Below are 17,937 nucleotides of genomic sequence, written 5' to 3'. Positions count from 1 at the left end.
CTCAATATGTACTACTCTTTATCATCGCATACATATAAATTTATTTATTGTGACTTGAGCTCTTTTAATATGAAAGAACTAAAGTTTTATAACAAAATGTTTTGCTGATTATTATATCATATGGGATAGTGTTTGCAAACTACATCAAAATAGTAAAGCTAATGAGGGTCGAGAACAACCCAAGAACGATACCTGTAATACAAATTGGATACGTCCATTTGAATGAATATGTTTTATAAATACGTTCTTTCTTATCGGTAGGTTCCTCTATTTCTTCAATTAAAGAGTCAATCTTTTTGTTCGTGCCAAATACTCTCTGGAAGGCGTAAATTGTTACATTAAAAAACCCATTTTGAAATATGTATAAAAAACCGCCAATGAGAATAAAAAATAGTGCAATATAAAACGAGATGTTGACAAAATTCAACAAAAAATGCGATGAAATGAGGAATGCTCCAATACTAGAAGCGATTATCGTTATGAAAATTAGTATACAAGTATGAAAAAAAACTTTATTCAAAATGTTCCCCTCCGTCAAAATATTACTAGAATTATTATACTATAAAAGCTATAATATGTACTAGAGTTAATTTTTTGAAAATTATACGCAATTAAAGGTCTGATTTCAAGATGATGGTAGCAATGTTAACGTATCCCTTTACAAAAAAATAAAAAAATAAACATTTTATTAAAAATTTTAACAAAAAAACAAAAAACTATATTCACAATTGTTATATTATATGTATAATGAAAATTGTAGAAACTTGGAGATTATTCTTTCAATTCTACTTTTTAACAAGTGAGGGTACAGGAAGTGCAATTAGGGGAGGCAACACAACATGAAGAAAAAGATACCGTTATTACTTGCATCGACGTTGACAGTGAGTATGTTAGGAGCTTGTAGTTACCAAAAAGAAGATAATAAAGCAGGGGCAAAAGAGAAAGCCTCAAACAAGCAAACGTTAAACCTAACTGAGACAGCTGAGATTCCAACTATGGATACGACGTTATCAACAGATGCGACATCTTCTAACATCATGAATAATACAATGGAAGGATTGTATCGTCTGGGGAAAGACGATAAACTTGTTCCAGGTGTCGCTAAATCTTATGAAAAATCAGAGGATGGCAAAAAGTATGTATTTAAATTACGTGAAGATGCGAAATGGTCGAATGGTGAACCTGTAACAGCGAAAGACTTCGTTTACTCTTGGAGAAGAGCTGTCGATTCAAATACGGGTGCCAAGTTTGCTTACATACTATTTGATGTTAAAAATGCGGAGAAAGTTAACAAAAAAGAATTACCAGTTGAAGAACTTGGTGTAAAGGCAATTGATGATCATACACTTGAAGTGGAATTAGATAACCCTGTTCCTTATTTTGTAAGTTTAACAGTCTATCCAACCTTGTATCCTTTAAATGAGAAATTTGTAACAGAACAAGGAGCAAAATTTGGATTAGAATCCAATACGACACTTTATAATGGTCCATTCGTGTTAAATGAATGGAAGCATGAACAAAGTTTCCAACTTAAGAAAAATCCAACGTATTGGGAAAATAAAGAAGTGAAACTTGAGGAAATAAACTTCAATATTGTTAAGGATCGTTCAACTGCTATAAATTTATATGAGACAAAGGCGATTGATCGTGTCGTATTAACATCTGAATTTGTGGATAAATACAAATCAGATGCTGATTTTAAAACGATTAAGAGACCATCTACACAATTTATTCGCTTAAATGAAAAGAATAAATTTTTAGCAAATAAAAATATCCGAAAAGCAATTGCAATGTCCTTCGAACGTGAAAATATCGGAAAAGTGATCTTAAACGATGGTTCAGAAGGAATATATGGTTTTGTTCCGAAAGGCTTAGCAAAAGGTCCGAATGGAAAAGACTTCCGTGCAGAAAATGGAAATCTTATAAAAGAGGACGTTAAAGAGGCTCAAAAGTACTGGGAAGCTGGTAAAAAAGAACTTGGTGTAGACAAAGTAGAGTTAGAGCTATTAAACTTTGATACTGATGATGCTAAAAAAATCGGAGAGTATTTAAAAGGACAATTCGAAAAGAATTTACCAGGTCTAACAGTTCCAACAAAAATGCAGCCATTTGCGCAAAAATTAAAACTTGAAGCAAGTGGAGACTATGCAATGTCATATGCGGGATGGAGTCCAGATTATATGGACCCAATGTCATTCCTTGAAATGTATACAACTGGAAATGCACAAAATAAAGTAAATTACGCAAATCCGGCGTATGACGATTTAATTAAAAAAGCAAAAACAGAAGTTGATGTACAAGCTCGCTGGGATGCACTATTGAAAGCTGAAAAACAACTGCTTGAAGATGCAGCGATTGCTCCAGTATATCAACCTGGTAAAGCTTATTTACAACGCCAATCTATTACAGGTCTATTAGAACATAAATATGGCGGAGAATTTAGCTACAAGTGGGTTGAACTCAAAAACTAAAAATGGTTTCCATCATGAATAAGGGTATATGCCTATGATGGGCATATGCTCTTATTTTAAAAAAATAAAAGTAAGAATATTTTAAACTATCTTATTGCTTTTGAGAAAAACGGGGAGGTGCTTGACTATGGGACGTTATGTATTAAAACGTTTCGTGTACATGGCTTTGACATTATTTTTAATTACTACACTGACTTTCTTTTTGATGAAATTACTTCCGGGTTCTCCGCTTAAAAACCAGGAGAAGTTATCACCGGCACAAAAAGAAATCATTCTTGAAAAATATGGTTTAAATGATCCAGTACCAGTTCAATATGCACGTTACTTAGGTAACTTGGCAAAAGGTGATTTAGGGGTATCATTCCAATATGATAACCGCCCAGTAACAGATATGATTGTAGATCGCATTGGACCATCAGCACAACTTGGTTTACAAGCGATTATATTAGGAACATTTATCGGTTTAATTTTAGGAATCGTTGCGGCACTTCGTAACAATACGTGGGTCGATTATGGAGCGACAATTATTTCCGTACTCGGGATGTCGGTACCATCGTTCGTATTCGCCGCTTTACTACAATATTTCGTAGGGGTAAAACTTGGTTGGTTCCCAGTAGCCTTCTGGAAAGGACCAGAATTTACAGTAATGCCTACAATTGCTTTATCGATGGCAGTTATTGCAACAATCGCACGTTTCGCTCGTGCAGAGTTGATTGAAGTTATGCAAGCTGATTACATTTTAACAGCGAAAGCGAAAGGAATTAGTCAAGGCGTTATCATTATCAAACACGCACTGCGTAACGCGTTAATTCCAGTTGTAACAATTTTAGGACCAATGGTTGCAGGTTTAATCACAGGTACATTAGTTATTGAGCAAATTTATGCTGTACCTGGACTAGGGGAACAGTTCGTTAAATCTATTACAGTGAATGACTATACAGTTATTATGGGAACTACAATTTTCTATAGTGCGATTTTCATCTTAGTTATTTTCATTGTCGATATTTTATACGGAATTATTGATCCTCGTATTCGTTTAGCGGGAGGGAAAAAATGATGAAAGATGTACAAAAATTATCTCCAGATTTATTTCAACAAGCCAATCAAAATAATGTGGATAATGAAGTCATTGCCCGTCCAAGCTTAACGTTTTGGCAAGATGTAAGAAGACGTTTGTTCCAACATAAAGGGGCTATGTTTGGTTTCGTATTATTAAGCCTAATTATATTACTAGCAATTTTTGGACCGATGGTAAGTAAACACTCATATAAAGAACAGGATTTAGGTCGTGCGAAAATGCCACCGAAAATTCCAGTGATTGAAAATGTTCATTGGCTACCATTTGACGGTACAGATCAATATGGTGTTGACCAATATGAAAAACGTGATATTAAAGAGTATTTCTGGTTTGGTACAGATGATCTTGGTCGTGATTTATGGACAAGAACATGGGAAGGTACTCGCGTATCATTATATATCGCTCTTTTAGCAGCAGCAATTGACCTAGTAATTGGGGTTGCATACGGAGGTATTTCAGCGTTTTATGGCGGCAGAGTAGATAATATTATGCAACGTATTATGGAGATTATTAACGGTATTCCATACTTAATCATTGTTATCTTAATGGTAATCATTATGGGATCTGGTATATGGTCAATTACACTAGCAATGGCGATTACAGGTTGGATAGGGATGTCGCGTATCGTTCGTGGACAAATCCTGAAATTAAAAAACCAAGAATATGTATTAGCATCTCGTACATTAGGTGCAACGAATACGCAATTAATTGTGAAACACTTAATCCCGAACGTAATGGGACCAATTATCGTAATGACAATGTTTACAATTCCAACAGCGGTGTTTGGTGAGGCATTCTTAAGCTTCATCGGTTTAGGTATTCAGCCACCATTCGCATCACTTGGTTCTCTTGTAAATGACGGTTATAAATCTATTCAAACGTATCCGCATATGATGTTCATCCCTGCGGTTGTCATCAGTATATTAATTTTAGCGTTTAACTTAATGGCAGACGGATTACGCGACGCGTTAGATCCAAAAATGCGTAAGTAAAAGAGGGGAGAGGCAAAAATGAAAACATTGTTAGAGGTAAAAGATTTACAAGTCTCCTTTGATACACATGCAGGTGAAGTACAAGCTGTACGCGGCGTTACTTTTGATTTGAAAAAAGGAGAGACATTGGCGATTGTAGGAGAATCTGGTTCAGGGAAATCAGTTACTTCTAAAGCGTTAATGGGATTAATTCCGAATCCTCCTGGACGCATTAAAAATGGTGAAATCGTATTTGAAGGTCGTGACTTAACGAAATTAACAGAAAAAGAAATGCAACAAGTACGCGGTAAAGATATCGCGATGATTTTCCAAGATCCAATGACATCATTAAACCCAACGATGACAATTGGGAATCAAATTATGGAAGGCCTTATTAAACATCAAGGGATGAGTAAAGCAGATGCACGTAAAGTTGCGTTGGAATTAATCGACCTTGTAGGTATTCCGAATCCAGAAGCTCGTTTAAAACAATATCCTCACCAATTCTCAGGTGGTATGAGACAGCGTGTAGTTATTGCGATGGCGTTAGCTTGTAACCCGAAATTATTAATTGCCGATGAGCCAACAACAGCGCTAGACGTTACAATTCAGGCGCAAATTTTAGAACTTATGAAAGACATTCAGCAAAAAACAGAAGCGGCAATTATTTTCATTACACATGACTTAGGTGTAGTAGCAAACGTTGCTGACCGAGTGGCAGTTATGTACGCTGGTAAAGTTGTTGAAATTGGAACTGTAGATGAAATTTTCTACAATCCAAAACATCCATATACTTGGGGCTTAATCGCATCTATGCCAAGTTTAGATGGATCAGAGGAAGAGTTATACGCAATTCCTGGAACGCCTCCAGATTTATTGAAGCCGCCAAAGGGGGATGCTTTTGCACCACGTAACCCACAGGCACTGAAAATTGATTTTGAAATGGAACCACCTTTATTTAAAATAAGTGATACACACTATGCGGCAACTTGGTTACTTCATGAGCAAGCTCCAGAAGTAAAACCGCCGGCAGTCGTTGAAAAACGCATTCTTCAAATGAAAGCAGGTGAACAACATGACTAAACAACGTGAGAAATTAATTGAAGTAAAAAATGTAAAGCAGCACTTCGACGTGAGTGGTGGTGTTGTCAAGGCGGTTAATGATATTTCATTTGATATTTACCGCGGAGAAACATTTGGTCTTGTAGGAGAATCAGGTTGTGGTAAATCGACAACTGGAAGAACGATTATTCGTTTATATGATGCAACTGCTGGTGAAGTATTGTTCGATGGTGAAAATGTACATGGTAAGAAATCACGCGCAGAACTGAAGAAATTCAACCGTAAAATGCAAATGATTTTCCAAGATCCATACGCATCATTAAACCCTCGTATGACAGTAGGGGATATTATCGCAGAAGGTATTGATATTCACGGATTAGCGAAAAGTAAAAAAGAGCGCATGGACCGTGTTCATGAACTATTAAACACAGTTGGTTTAAATAAAGAACACGCAAACCGTTTTCCGCACGAATTCTCAGGTGGACAACGTCAGCGTATCGGTATCGCTCGAGCACTTGCTGTAGAACCTGAGTTTATCATTGCCGATGAGCCAATCTCAGCACTTGACGTATCGATTCAGGCGCAAGTTGTAAACTTACTGAAAAAGTTACAAAAAGAAAAAGGTTTAACATACTTATTCATTGCCCATGATTTATCGATGGTAAAATACATTAGTGACCGCATCGGCGTAATGTACCGTGGTCAAATCGTAGAATTGACAACAAGTGAAGAGTTATATGCGAATCCAGTTCATCCATATACGAAATCACTATTATCAGCAATTCCGCTACCAGATCCAGATTATGAGCGTAATCGTAAACGTATCGTATACGACCCATCTCAGCATGATTACGGTAGTGAAGTGCCAACAATGCGTGAAATTCGCCCAGGACATTTCGTACTATGCTCTGAAGCGGAGTATAAGAAATATAAAGAGATTTATCAATAATAAAAAAAGCCATTCTTCCATTAAGGAAGGATGGCTTTTTTCTACTATATAAATGAGTTGTCAATATTGTCGGTAAGTCGATATAAATTTCGTTTATTAATAACTACATCCTGATCAAACAAGTGCTACTGTGCCTGAACAGAACCAATCTCGTCTTGCTCTTCCGGTTTCACAAGTGCATAACGTTCCCATGCTCTACTTCTCCAGCGGAAGAACATAATAATGGCACGCGTCCATTCATCGATAGCAATCGCTAGCCAAATACCAACTAGCCCCATATCTAAATGGAAGGCGAAAAAGTAACCGAGTGGTAAACTCATTAACACCATAGAGAATGCACCGATTAAAACAGGGTATTTTGCATCACCAGCTGCACGAAGTGAATTAATGATGACGATGTTCATCGTACGTCCCGTTTCAAGTAGTACACTTAGTAAAAGAACGCTTGCACCTAATTGAATAATATGAGGATTATCTGTAAACAGTCCCATTAATTGTGTGCGGAATGTAATAACGAGAGCGACCATACATAAAGTGACGCCAATAGCCCACTTTACACTTTTCCATACACGTTCATATGCTTCATCTTTTTCACCACCGCCAACAAGACGCCCGATAATAATGGCTGTTCCCATACCGATCGCAATAGCGAATAAATAAGTGAACATAGAAATGTTAGTAGCATATTGTCTAGCTGCTAACGATTCTGTTCCTAAGTAAGTTGCGTAGTACAGGAAGACAATTTGACAAGCTTGATACATGACTTGTTCAAATGCAGATGGAATGCCGATTTTTAAAATCTTCCCAATGTATTCTTTGGATAAACTGACGTAATATTGTAATTTCACACGATATTCCATAACACGGTATAGTAACCAGAAGAAAACAATAAGTGCGATAAGTCGGCTGACAGCGGAAGAAATTGCAGCCCCTTGTACACCGAGTTCAGGGAAACCGAATTTCCCGAAAATGAGTACGTAGTTTCCAGCAATATGAATAATATTCATTCCAAGTGAAATAAACATCGCTTGCTTTGTAAAACCATGTACACGGATAATTGCGGCTAATGAGTTAATAATAGCCTGAAGGAAGATGGCACCTCCGACGATAGATAAGTAGTTTTGCGCATACGTTAGTACATCGCCTTGTAAGTTCATTGCGAGCATCATATGTTTTGAAAATAAAAGAAAACCAGCGCTTATAACGAGCCCAACCATTAAATTTAATGTGACGGCTAATGCTGATATTCTAGATGCTTCCATAAAGCGTTTGGAACCGAGGTATTGAGATACAACGATAGCAGCGCCATTCCCGATGACTTCTAGTATCAAAATCGCAATATGGAGATATTGATTCGCTGCACCAACCCCAGATACAGCATCGTCTGATAATGCACTTAACATGAAAGTATCAGCGATTCCCATTAACATAAATAGAAAAACTTCTAGAAAAATAGGCCATGTTAATAAGAATAAACTTAATTTCTCAGTTGGCCTGTTTTTTGCCTGAATTGCTGTCATGTCCGTCCCCTCTTTACCGATATCTATTTTTAGCAAAATGTATCGTAACATACTTTCGTATCCTTTGCACTCATTTCAGTCTACATATTTTTAATATGAAGGGTCTGCTATTTTATGTTAAAAAGGGTGGGATAATTATACAGAAAATATTATAGAATATAAAATTTATTTTTCTCTGATATTTTAGAAAAATATAAAAATAACTGTTATTTGCACTTTAGTAAGGTTAATCAGCAATATGAAACGTTTACAAAGGTGCGTTTTTTAACAGAAAATTTTAATAAAATAGAAATATAAATATACAAAGAATATATTCGTGTGTATAATATGAATTATTAGAACATATATATATTTCTTTCTGTTTGAAAGTGAAAGGGCTAACATTTTTTTGGAGGGTGGAAGTATGAAAAAAAAGATACCAGTTTTTGTAGCATCAACAGTAGCGATGAGCATGATGTTAGGGGCATGTAGCTACCAGAAAGATGAACCGCAAGCAAACGCAAAAGGGGATAGCGGGAAAAGCGGTGCGAAGCAAGTTATTAATCTAACAGAAGTGTCTGAAATTCCGACAATGGATACGACACTTGCCTCGGATGCTGCTTCTTCAAAAGTTATGAATAATACAATGGAAGGGCTGTATCGACTTGGAAAAGGCGATAAGTTAGTTCCAGGTGTGGCAAAATCCCATACGAAATCTGAGGATGGAAAAAAATATACATTTAAATTGCGTGAAGACGCTAAATGGTCGAATGGTGACCCTGTAACAGCAAAAGATTTTGTCTATGCATGGCAAAGAGCTGTTAATCCTGATACGGCAGCAAAATCAGGATATATTATGTTAGATGTAAAAAATGCAGAAAAAATTAATAAAAGAGAGTTATCACCGGATCAATTAGGTGTTAAAGCGATAGATGATTATACATTAGAAGTTGAATTGGATAATCCAGTTCCATATTTTCTCGATTTAACAGTGTATCCACTATTTTTCCCATTAAATGAGAAGTATATGAAAGAGCAGGGAGAAAAATTTGGTTTGGAAGCAAATACAACTTTGTATAACGGTCCATTTGTATTAAATGAATGGAAACATGAACAAAGCTTCCAATTAAAGGAAAATCCAAATTACTGGGATCAAAAAGAAGTAAAATTAGAAGAAGTTAACTTTAACGTTGTAAAAGATACAGGAGCAGCTGTTAATTTGTATAATACGAATGCGATTGACAGAGTTGGTTTATCAGCGGAGTTAGTTGATAAGTATAAAGGACAAAAAGATTTTAAAACAATTAATGATCCAACTGTATTCTTCTTGCGTTTTAACCAAAAAAATCCAGCGTTAGCTAACAAAAATATTCGTAAGGCTATTTCTAGTGCATACGATCGAGATGGTATTGGAGAGGTTATTCTAAACAACGGTTCTAAGGGAGCTTATGGTTTAGTACCATCTGATTTTGTTAAGGGACCGGATAAGCAAGATTTCAGAAAAGAAAATGGAAAGCTTTCGAAAGTCGATGTGAAGGAAGCTAAAAAATTCTGGGAAGCAGGCAAGAAAGAATTAGGTAAGGATAAAATAGAACTAGAATTTTTAAACTTTGATAATGAAGAATCTAAGAAAATTGGTGAGTATGTAAAGGGAGAATTAGAAAAGAATTTACCGGGTTTAACAGTAACAATTAAGATGCAACCATTTGCGCAAAAATTAAAACTTGAAGATAGTGGACAGTTTGATATTTCATTTACTGGATGGGGACCTGATTTCCCTGATGCAATCACATTCCTTGATATGTTTATAACAGATGGTTCACAAAATAAAATGGCTTATTCTAATGCTCAGTATGATGACATTATTAAAAAGGCAAAGCAAGAAGGCTCAGATGTAAAAGGACGTTGGAATGAACTGTTAAAAGCAGAGAAAATTTTATTTGAGGATGCAGCAATTGCGCCGGTATTCCAACGCGGCAGATCTATATTAGAAAGAGAAACGATTAAAGATGTGTATATCCACAAATATGGCGGTGAATTAAGCTTTAAGTGGGCATCCGTAGGAAAATAAAAAAAAGCAGGCTAACCACCTGCTTTTTTTAATACGTGCGTTTCTTATAAATGCCTTTTCCGCCAACTTGGTTCCAGCCGGATTGTACATCCAAACTTTTGTTAACAAACTTCATTTTTTCTTTTCCACCAAAGAGCTTTTCGCCGATGCTATTTGTAATGACACCAATCAATGCTGTTATTCCGATGATGAGGGCAGCAACCGTAATAAAATCAATAAAAAAAGCAATCATTTGCAAACTCCCCCTTTGCCTGTCTGTATGTTTATTGTATGAGATAAAAAATAAAAAAGAAAGAAATGTCAGAAAAATATTTGATTTACTTTAGAAATCGTGTAGACAGGAGGAAGAATGTTTGTTAAAATAAGAACAAACGTTCCTTTTTATTCTCATTTGTATAGTCTTACATTTCTTAATTGATTTATCAAGAAAAGGTAAGAAAACGTTCTCTTTTTCATAGGTAAGATTATAGATAAATAACTATATATTATGTGAAAAATCTAGAGGAAGTGAGTATTAAAAGGGTTGAAAGTTATTGTTAAAGTACAGATAAAGTGAGCGTAATCATGTTACATAGCAGTGGAATACACGGAAGAGTTTTCTCAACTAGCAGGAAATTTACTGTATATTTCTTGCAAAATCTATTGTATAATGATTATAGAAGTTACTTATTAAAAGTAATTGTTGTTTATTATAAGTTGTTGCTTACATGAAATGCGATTTTTGTACTTTTCAATAAGACAAGTTATCGCGAAAAATTACTGAAGTTAGAAATTAAAACTGTATGTAGTACAGAATTTGTACTCTTTAAGGAGAGTGAGCTTTGTATGGTAACATTATATAGTTCTCCAAGCTGTACGTCTTGTAGAAAGGCGAAATTATGGCTAGAGGAAAATCATATTCCCTATACAGAACGTAATATTTTCTCAGATCCATTAACGATTGAGGAAATTAAAGAGATTTTACGTATGACAGAAAGCGGAACGGATGAGATTATTTCTACTCGTTCGAAAGTTTTCCAAGAATTAAATGTAAACTTAGAGTCTTTACCACTTCAAGATTTATATAAGATGATTCGTGACTATCCAGGGATTTTACGTCGCCCAATTATGATTGACGAGAAACGCCTTCAAGTTGGTTACAATGAAGATGAAATCCGCCGTTTCTTACCACGAACAGTAAGAACGTTCCAATTACGTGAAGCACAACGTCTTGTAAATTAATTATAATAATATGAAAACCTTCTACTTATTATATAGTAGAAGGTTTTTTTTAATGTTTCACATTGCGTAATCGAACTTGTTGTACGATAAAGCCGATGCATAAAATAGTGAAAATGAACAAATAAGGAATGCTTGCAGTGAAACTTGGATTGTTATGAAAAAAGGTTGCAAGTCTGTCTTCATGTGTAACCATTTTTCCTGCTGTATAGGAAAGAATCGCTGCACCACAATAAATGAGGAATGGAAATCGTTCCATAAGTATTAAAATAAGTTTGCTACCCCAAATAATAATCGGGATAGAAATGAGTAAGCCGATTATGACGAGTAAAAATCTCCCGTGAGCTGCACCTGCAATGGCAATAACGTTATCGAACCCCATAACGAGATCCGCGAAAACAATTGTCCGCACAGCTTGGAATAAAGTTGTTTTTCCTTGAATAGAAGAAATATCATTGCTATTATCAGTTAGTAAATTGACTGCAATTAATGTAAGTAAAATCCCGCCGATAAGTTGCAGAAATGGAATGTCGAGTAAATAGACAGCTAGTATAGTAAGGATAATTCTTAGTACGATTGCTAAAAGAGTGCCGATTAAAATGGCTTTATTTCGTTTTGATTCAGGTAAATTTCGGCTAGCTAGTGCGATGACGATTGCGTTGTCACCACCTAATACAACATCGATACCGACAATCATTAGTACGGATGTTAAAAACTCTAAGTCCATTAGTCTGCCTCCATTTATGATGTTTTAATAAGCGAACTATATGTATGTGATGAAGAAAGTTGTTGTTAAATATTCTCCTCTAATAGAAGTTTCACTTTATTACAGTGTACGGGGGAAGGTGGAAATGTATGTCCAAATTTTTTATAAGTAAGAAATCGCTATAATGATATATTTATGTAGATGATGTAGTAAAAGATAGGCATATAACTATTTTTGTAAAATAAATCGATTTTATTTCCATTCTGGAGAATCTTATCATAAAATGAGAGTACAAGAATCTATTGATTTGTCATATGAGTGGGGAATCCCTTCATAACAATTCTAAGCAGGAAGGGAGAGTTGTATTTTGGATATTGAAAGAATTAATGATCATACGATGAAATTTTTTATTACGTACATTGATATAGAGGACAGAGGGTTTAATCGTGAAGAAATTTGGTATGATCGCGAACGAAGTGAAGAGCTCTTTTGGGAGATGATGGACGAAGCTCGTGATCATGACGATTTCTTTATTGATGGGCCGTTATGGATTCAAGTGCAAGCAGTCGATAAAGGGATTGAAGTACTTGTCACGAAAGCAGAGCTTTCAAAGGATGGACAAAAGCTGGAACTACCGATAGGGGTAGACAAAATTATAGATATTCCTCTAGATGAAGGCATCGAATCATTATTCCAACAAGAATTAGTCGAAGAGGTAGAAGAACAAACAGGAACAAACTTTAATGAAGATGGTACGTTTGGCTTTTTAATTAAATTTAATGATTTTGAAGATGTCATTTCATTAAGTCATCGTCTTATCTTTGAAGATATAAAAGATGAGCTGCATTCATTTGATGACCGCTATTATGTATATGTGGAATTCGATGAAGTGCTACATGATGAAGAGGAAATCGATCGTATTTTAAGTATTATTTTAGAATATGGAGAAGAATCAACTTTAACAATTCATCGTGTAAGTGAGTATGGGAAACAAATTGTGAAAGAGCATGCGCTTGAAACGATTCGCAATAATTTTCCTGCTAAAACGTAGGCCGATTTCTGTAGTATGAAATCGGCTTTTTATATGAAGAATAGGAAAGCTTTCTTAGTTAGGAGGTAAGAGATGAAAAATACGTTAAAGCTGATCTTCTTTGTCCTGCTATTGTTCGCATTATTTGTTTCGTTACGTATGTTTATTGATGTAGCATTTTATTCAGATGTGATTGGGATAAAAGATGTTTCGATTTTAGGTATTATTAGTATTTTGTTTACAGTATCTGCATTTTTAATTGGTTGTGTTATTTTCTTAGAAAATCGGCATCCATCTAAAACACTTACATGGTTAATTGTGTTAGGCATTTTTCCGGTATTTGGTTTCTTCGCTTATTTATTATTTGGACAAAATTTTCGGAGAAAAAGAATGTTCCAAAAGAAGGCATTACTCGATGAACAGGCGTTTTTACAATATAAAGGGCATGAAGATCATGAAGAACGAATTTTGCGCAATCACAAACATCAGGAGCTGTTATTTCGTTTAGCAGATCGATTAGGTGCTTTAAATATTTCATTTCAAACTGAAACGAGAACATTAACAAATGGAGATGAAACGTTTCGGGCCATTTTAGATGGATTGAAACGAGCGAAACATCACATTCATATGGAATATTACATTGTGCGTGATGATAAATTAGGAACAGAAATTAAAGATATTTTAATACAAAAATCAAAAGAGGGCGTTGTTGTTCGATTTTTATATGATGCGGTTGGAAGTTTTAAGTTATCGAAATCGTATATTGATGAATTAAACGACGCAGGTGTAGAAATGATTCCGTTCTTTCCTGTGCGCTTTCCGATTTTAAACGATAAGATTAATTATCGAAATCATAGGAAAATCGTTGTGATTGATGGGAACGAAGGGTTTGTAGGCGGATTAAATATCGGTGATGAGTATTTAGGGAAAAATAAATATTTTGGCTTTTGGCGAGACACGCATTTGTATTTACGTGGTGAAGCTGTTCAAAGTTTACAGCTTATATTCCTTCAAGATTGGTTTTATATGACAGGAGAGGCTGTGCTAGCCCCTGAATATTTACAAGCAAAAGCAGTTGAGGGTGATCATTGGGGAGGAGTGCAGCTAGTTGCAGGTGGACCAGATAATAAATGGGAAACGATTAAGCATTTATATTTCGCAATGATCGCTTCTGCTCGGAAATCCATTTGGATTGCAACGCCGTATTTTATTCCGGATGATGATATTTTATCTGCATTAAAGGTAGCTGCACTTGCAGGTATTGATGTTCGTTTATTAATGCCAAGTAAGCCTGATAAGCGTACGGTCTTTTACGCATCGAGATCGTATTTCCCAGAGCTGTTAGATGCAGGAGTAAAGATATATGAATACGAAAAAGGTTTTCTTCATAGTAAAATTGTCATCGTCGATTCTGATTTAGCTTCAATTGGGACAGCTAATATGGATATGAGAAGTTTTCATTTGAATTTCGAAGTAAATGCCTTTTTATATGATACAGATAGCATTCGAAAACTTGTTCAAGACTTTAAAGATGATTTAGAAGAATCAAGTGAAATTCATGTTGATCATTTTCATAAAAGACGTCTTCATAGACGAATTGTTGAATCAACGTACCGGTTATTATCACCTTTATTATAAAAAGAGATGTCCGAAATTGGGACATCTCTTTTTTTAAAAGGAATTTGTAACAAATTGTAGAATATAAGGAGCTGAAAGGGTGTGATTCCGATATTTATCGCTAAAAGAGAAAACGGAGAAAAAATTCATTTACTCTATAATTGTAATGAAGAGCTTTTGCGTCGTATGCGCCAACAGGAACGATTCTTTTGTGTAGCTTGCGGAAAAGAAGTGAAAATGAAATTAGGGAAACAAAAAAGTTGGCATTTTGCTCATAAAAAAGTGGATTCGTGTCTTTCCTTTTATGAAGCAGAATCAACGTATCATATGCACGGTAAAGAATTGTTATATAGGTGGTTCAAACGTCAAAATTTTCAGGTGGATATAGAGTACTACCTTCCAGAAATTAAGCAACGACCAGATGTTTTTGTAGAGAGGGCAGGTAGAAAAATTGCGATTGAATATCAATGCGCAAGTCTCGCTATAGAGCAGCTGCACAAAAGAACATATTCGTATTGGCAAGCTGGTATACAGGTCATTTGGATCGTTGGTGGAAATCAATTGAAAAAGCAATCTGCATATTGGATGAAATTCTCCTCACTTATGGCTTCCTCCTTACAATCTTATCCTCAGCCACTTCTTATTTTCTTCTGTCCGAAAGAAAAATCATTTATGAAATGTGCATTTGTCACCCCATTTTCTACAAACATCTTTTTCTCACATACTGTATATTTACCGACCGATAAAACTACTTTTGAAATGCTTTTTTCTCCCGTTCCTTTCGAGAAAGAAATATTAGGGGAAGAGTGGAAGAAGAGAAAGAAATACTTTCGCCAAAATGCCCTACCGATTTGGAATTATAATTATAAGTCATTATTACACCTCTTATATCAATTTAAATGTACCCCAGCGAGCTTTCCTTCTGAAATTGGTGTGCCACTCCCTTCTGGATTTGCTTTTCAAACAAACCCATTTATATGGCAAGCCTTTCTATATATGAAGTGTATAGGGGAGCTTGCAGTAGGAGAGTGTATCTCTCTTCAATATGTGTGTAGTTATGTAAAGAGGTATACGAAAAGGCGGATACTTCCGTACTTTTCACAGCACATATGGAAAGTGGCAGTTACTGAATATATGACATTTTTATGCTATACAGGTGTATTGCATAAAGTGGGAACTTATATGTACCGAAAAATAAGGGGGGGAGTTATGTTAAAAACAGAGGAGGAAATTATGAAACAAGATGAGATTTGCTTAACGCATGCGCTATCTTTATTTGAGGCAAATTTTAACATGCGAGAAGGAAAAGGGGATATAATAAAGAATGATTGTGAAGGAATTACATAGGAAAAAAACGAATTGTACTTAAGTAGAGATATTTAAAGGAGGGCTTAAAGAATGTCTGAACAAAATAAAGCCAAAACATTACCAGGTCGTAACGAAATTGAAGAAGCAAATACGTGGCGATTAGAAGATATTTTCCAAACAGATGCAGAATGGGAAAAAGAATTCCAAGCGATTAAAGAGTTATTACCGAAGTTAACTGAATTTAAAGGGAAGCTTGGTGACTCTGCGAACAATTTACTTGAGGCATTGCAATATGAAGATGAAGTTTCAATGCGATTAGGTAAGTTATATACATATGCTCATATGCGTTACGATCAAGATACAACAAATTCTGTATATCAAGCATTAAATGATCGCGCAACAAATTTATATTCACAAGTATCTAGTAGTACAGCATATATCGTACCTGAAATTTTATCTATTTCAGAAGATACACTGCAAACATTCTTGAAAGAAAATAGAGACTTAAGTGTATATGAACATGCATTAGAAGAAATTACACGTCAACGTCCGCATGTATTATCTGAAGCTGAGGAAGCTCTATTAGCGGAAGCATCTGAAGTGATGAGTGCATCAAGTAATACATTCGGTATGTTGAATAACGCGGATTTAAAATTCCCATCTATTAAAGGTGAGGATGGAGAAGAAATAGAAATTACACATGGCCGTTACATTCGTTTTTTAGAAAGTGATGATCGTCGTGTTCGCGAAGATGCATTCAAAGCTGTATATGAAACGTACGGAAGATATAAGAACACATTTGCAAGTACGTTAAGCGGAGCAGTGAAACGTAATAATTTCAATGCTCGTGTTCGTAAATATGATTCTGCTCGTCAAGCTGCATTAAGTAATAATAACATTCCTGAAGCAGTATACGATCAACTCATTGAAACAGTAAATGACAACTTACACTTATTACATCGTTATATCGATATTCGTAAGCGTGCGTTAGGACTTGAAGAACTTCATATGTATGATTTATATACACCGCTTGTACCAGAAGTGAAAATGAATGTGAAGTATGAAGAAGCACAAGAAATGTTATTAAAATCTTTAAACATACTTGGTGATGAATATGTTGAGATTTTGAAAGAGGCATATGAAAATCGCTGGGTAGATGTGTATGAAAATAAAGGAAAACGAAGCGGAGCATATTCATCTGGTGCATATGGAACAAATCCGTATATTTTAATGAACTGGCATGATAATGTAGATAATTTATTTACACTTGCTCATGAGTTCGGTCATTCGGTGCACAGTTACTATACAAGAAAGACACAGCCTCACGTATATGGTGATTATTCAATCTTTGTTGCAGAAGTAGCATCAACTTGTAACGAAGCGCTTCTAAATGATTATTTATTAAAAACGACAGAAGATGAGAAAGAGCGTCTATATTTATTAAATCATTATTTAGAAGGATTCCGTGGTACTGTATTCCGTCAAACGATGTTCGCAGAGTTTGAGCATATTATTCATAAGAAAGTACAAGAAGGACATGCTGTTACGCCAGACATGCTGACGGAAATCTACTACGATTTAAATAAGAAATATTTCGGTGAAGCATTAGTGATCGACGAAGAAATTGGTTTAGAATGGTCTCGTATTCCGCACTTCTACTACAATTATTACGTATTTCAATACGCAACAGGATTTAGTGCAGCGACAGCTCTATCTAAACAAATTTTAGAAGAAGGACAACCAGCGGTAGAACGTTACATTAATGAGTTCTTAAAAGCAGGAAGCTCTGATTATCCAATTGAAGTGCTGAAAAAAGCAGGAGTAGATATGGCATCTCCTGAACCAGTAAAAGAGGCACTACAAGTATTTGAAGAGAAATTAAATGAATTAGAAGCATTATTATTTGAAGAAAAGTAATGAGAAAAGACGAGGTATTGGTCTTATCCCTGTCAAGTAG

The 17,937-nt window shown here is 35.3% G+C and carries 15 protein-coding genes and 1 other annotated feature (1 of these 16 only partly in view); of the genes, 11 read left to right on the top strand and 4 right to left on the bottom strand.

The features are described from left to right. Positions 1-34: a binding site (T-box leader), on the bottom strand (it extends 183 nt beyond the left edge of the window). A gap of 105 nt (positions 35-139) precedes the next feature. Next, positions 140-520: a DUF3899 domain-containing protein gene (locus tag COK05_RS12730; RefSeq protein ID WP_098612861.1), complete on the bottom strand. Its 381-nt coding sequence runs from the start codon at positions 518-520 to the stop codon at positions 140-142. Between the two features lie 319 nt (positions 521-839). Between COK05_RS12730 and COK05_RS12720 the strand changes: the two genes are divergently transcribed. The 5 genes from COK05_RS12720 (at position 840) to COK05_RS12700 (ending at position 6,531) form a co-directional block, all read left to right on the top strand. Further along, positions 840-2,471, top strand: coding sequence for a peptide ABC transporter substrate-binding protein (locus tag COK05_RS12720; protein ID WP_098612860.1), 1,632 nt, complete (start codon positions 840-842; stop codon positions 2,469-2,471). A 127-nt stretch (positions 2,472-2,598) separates the two neighbouring features. After that, positions 2,599-3,528, top strand: coding sequence for an oligopeptide ABC transporter permease (gene opp3b / locus COK05_RS12715; RefSeq protein WP_000534165.1), 930 nt, complete (start codon positions 2,599-2,601; stop codon positions 3,526-3,528). Further along, positions 3,525-4,541, top strand: a complete 1,017-nt coding sequence (gene opp3C / locus COK05_RS12710; RefSeq protein WP_000974098.1) for an oligopeptide ABC transporter permease — start codon at positions 3,525-3,527, stop codon at positions 4,539-4,541. Before opp3b ends, opp3C begins: the two co-directional genes overlap by 4 nt. An 18-nt stretch (positions 4,542-4,559) precedes the next feature. Continuing rightward, the gene (locus COK05_RS12705; RefSeq protein WP_098612859.1) at positions 4,560-5,603 is read left to right on the top strand and encodes an ABC transporter ATP-binding protein; all 1,044 of its coding nucleotides are present in this window, start codon (positions 4,560-4,562) and stop codon (positions 5,601-5,603) included. Next, complete coding sequence (locus COK05_RS12700; protein ID WP_016082471.1) at positions 5,596-6,531, top strand: ABC transporter ATP-binding protein; 936 nt, start codon at positions 5,596-5,598, stop codon at positions 6,529-6,531. Before COK05_RS12705 ends, COK05_RS12700 begins: the two co-directional genes overlap by 8 nt. A gap of 125 nt (positions 6,532-6,656) precedes the next feature. Here COK05_RS12700 and COK05_RS12695 read toward each other — a convergent pair whose 3' ends face one another. Beyond that, complete coding sequence (locus COK05_RS12695; protein WP_141539070.1) at positions 6,657-8,102, bottom strand: MATE family efflux transporter; 1,446 nt, start codon at positions 8,100-8,102, stop codon at positions 6,657-6,659. A 352-nt stretch (positions 8,103-8,454) separates the two neighbouring features. Here COK05_RS12695 and COK05_RS12690 point away from each other — a divergent pair, with 352 nt between their 5' ends. Continuing rightward, a complete protein-coding gene (locus COK05_RS12690) occupies positions 8,455-10,101 on the top strand; it encodes a peptide ABC transporter substrate-binding protein (RefSeq protein ID WP_141539069.1) in 1,647 nt (548 codons plus the stop codon). 28 nt (positions 10,102-10,129) lie between these two features. Here COK05_RS12690 and COK05_RS12685 read toward each other — a convergent pair whose 3' ends face one another. Next, positions 10,130-10,333: a hypothetical protein gene (locus COK05_RS12685; RefSeq protein WP_000559971.1), complete on the bottom strand. Its 204-nt coding sequence runs from the start codon at positions 10,331-10,333 to the stop codon at positions 10,130-10,132. Positions 10,334-10,926: 593 nt separating this feature from the next. Between COK05_RS12685 and spx the strand changes: the two genes are divergently transcribed. Continuing rightward, positions 10,927-11,322, top strand: a complete 396-nt coding sequence (spx, locus tag COK05_RS12675) for a transcriptional regulator Spx (protein ID WP_000258267.1) — start codon at positions 10,927-10,929, stop codon at positions 11,320-11,322. 49 nt (positions 11,323-11,371) lie between these two features. Here the strand turns inward: spx and COK05_RS12670 are convergent, their stop codons facing one another. Further along, positions 11,372-12,046, bottom strand: coding sequence for a TerC family protein (locus tag COK05_RS12670; protein ID WP_098612857.1), 675 nt, complete (start codon positions 12,044-12,046; stop codon positions 11,372-11,374). 346 nt (positions 12,047-12,392) lie between these two features. On the opposite strand from COK05_RS12670, the gene mecA reads away from it, so the two are divergent. The 4 genes from mecA (at position 12,393) to pepF (ending at position 17,897) form a co-directional block, all read left to right on the top strand. Continuing rightward, positions 12,393-13,076: an adaptor protein MecA gene (gene mecA / locus COK05_RS12665; protein ID WP_098612856.1), complete on the top strand. Its 684-nt coding sequence runs from the start codon at positions 12,393-12,395 to the stop codon at positions 13,074-13,076. 72 nt (positions 13,077-13,148) lie between these two features. Continuing rightward, positions 13,149-14,693 carry a cardiolipin synthase gene (locus COK05_RS12660; protein WP_098612855.1) on the top strand — a complete coding sequence of 515 codons (1,545 nt, stop codon included), beginning with the start codon at positions 13,149-13,151 and terminating at the stop codon, positions 14,691-14,693. Positions 14,694-14,774: 81 nt separating this feature from the next. Next, positions 14,775-16,019 carry a competence protein CoiA gene (locus COK05_RS12655; RefSeq protein ID WP_098612854.1) on the top strand — a complete coding sequence of 415 codons (1,245 nt, stop codon included), beginning with the start codon at positions 14,775-14,777 and terminating at the stop codon, positions 16,017-16,019. Positions 16,020-16,070: 51 nt separating this feature from the next. Further along, positions 16,071-17,897: an oligoendopeptidase F gene (pepF, locus tag COK05_RS12650; RefSeq protein ID WP_098612853.1), complete on the top strand. Its 1,827-nt coding sequence runs from the start codon at positions 16,071-16,073 to the stop codon at positions 17,895-17,897. The last annotated feature ends 40 nt before the right edge of the window (positions 17,898-17,937 follow it).

The organism is Bacillus cereus (genome assembly GCF_002567495.1).
Taxonomy (GTDB): domain Bacteria; phylum Bacillota; class Bacilli; order Bacillales; family Bacillaceae_G; genus Bacillus_A; species Bacillus_A cereus_AQ.
This window is presented reverse-complemented; position numbering and strand designations above follow the sequence as displayed.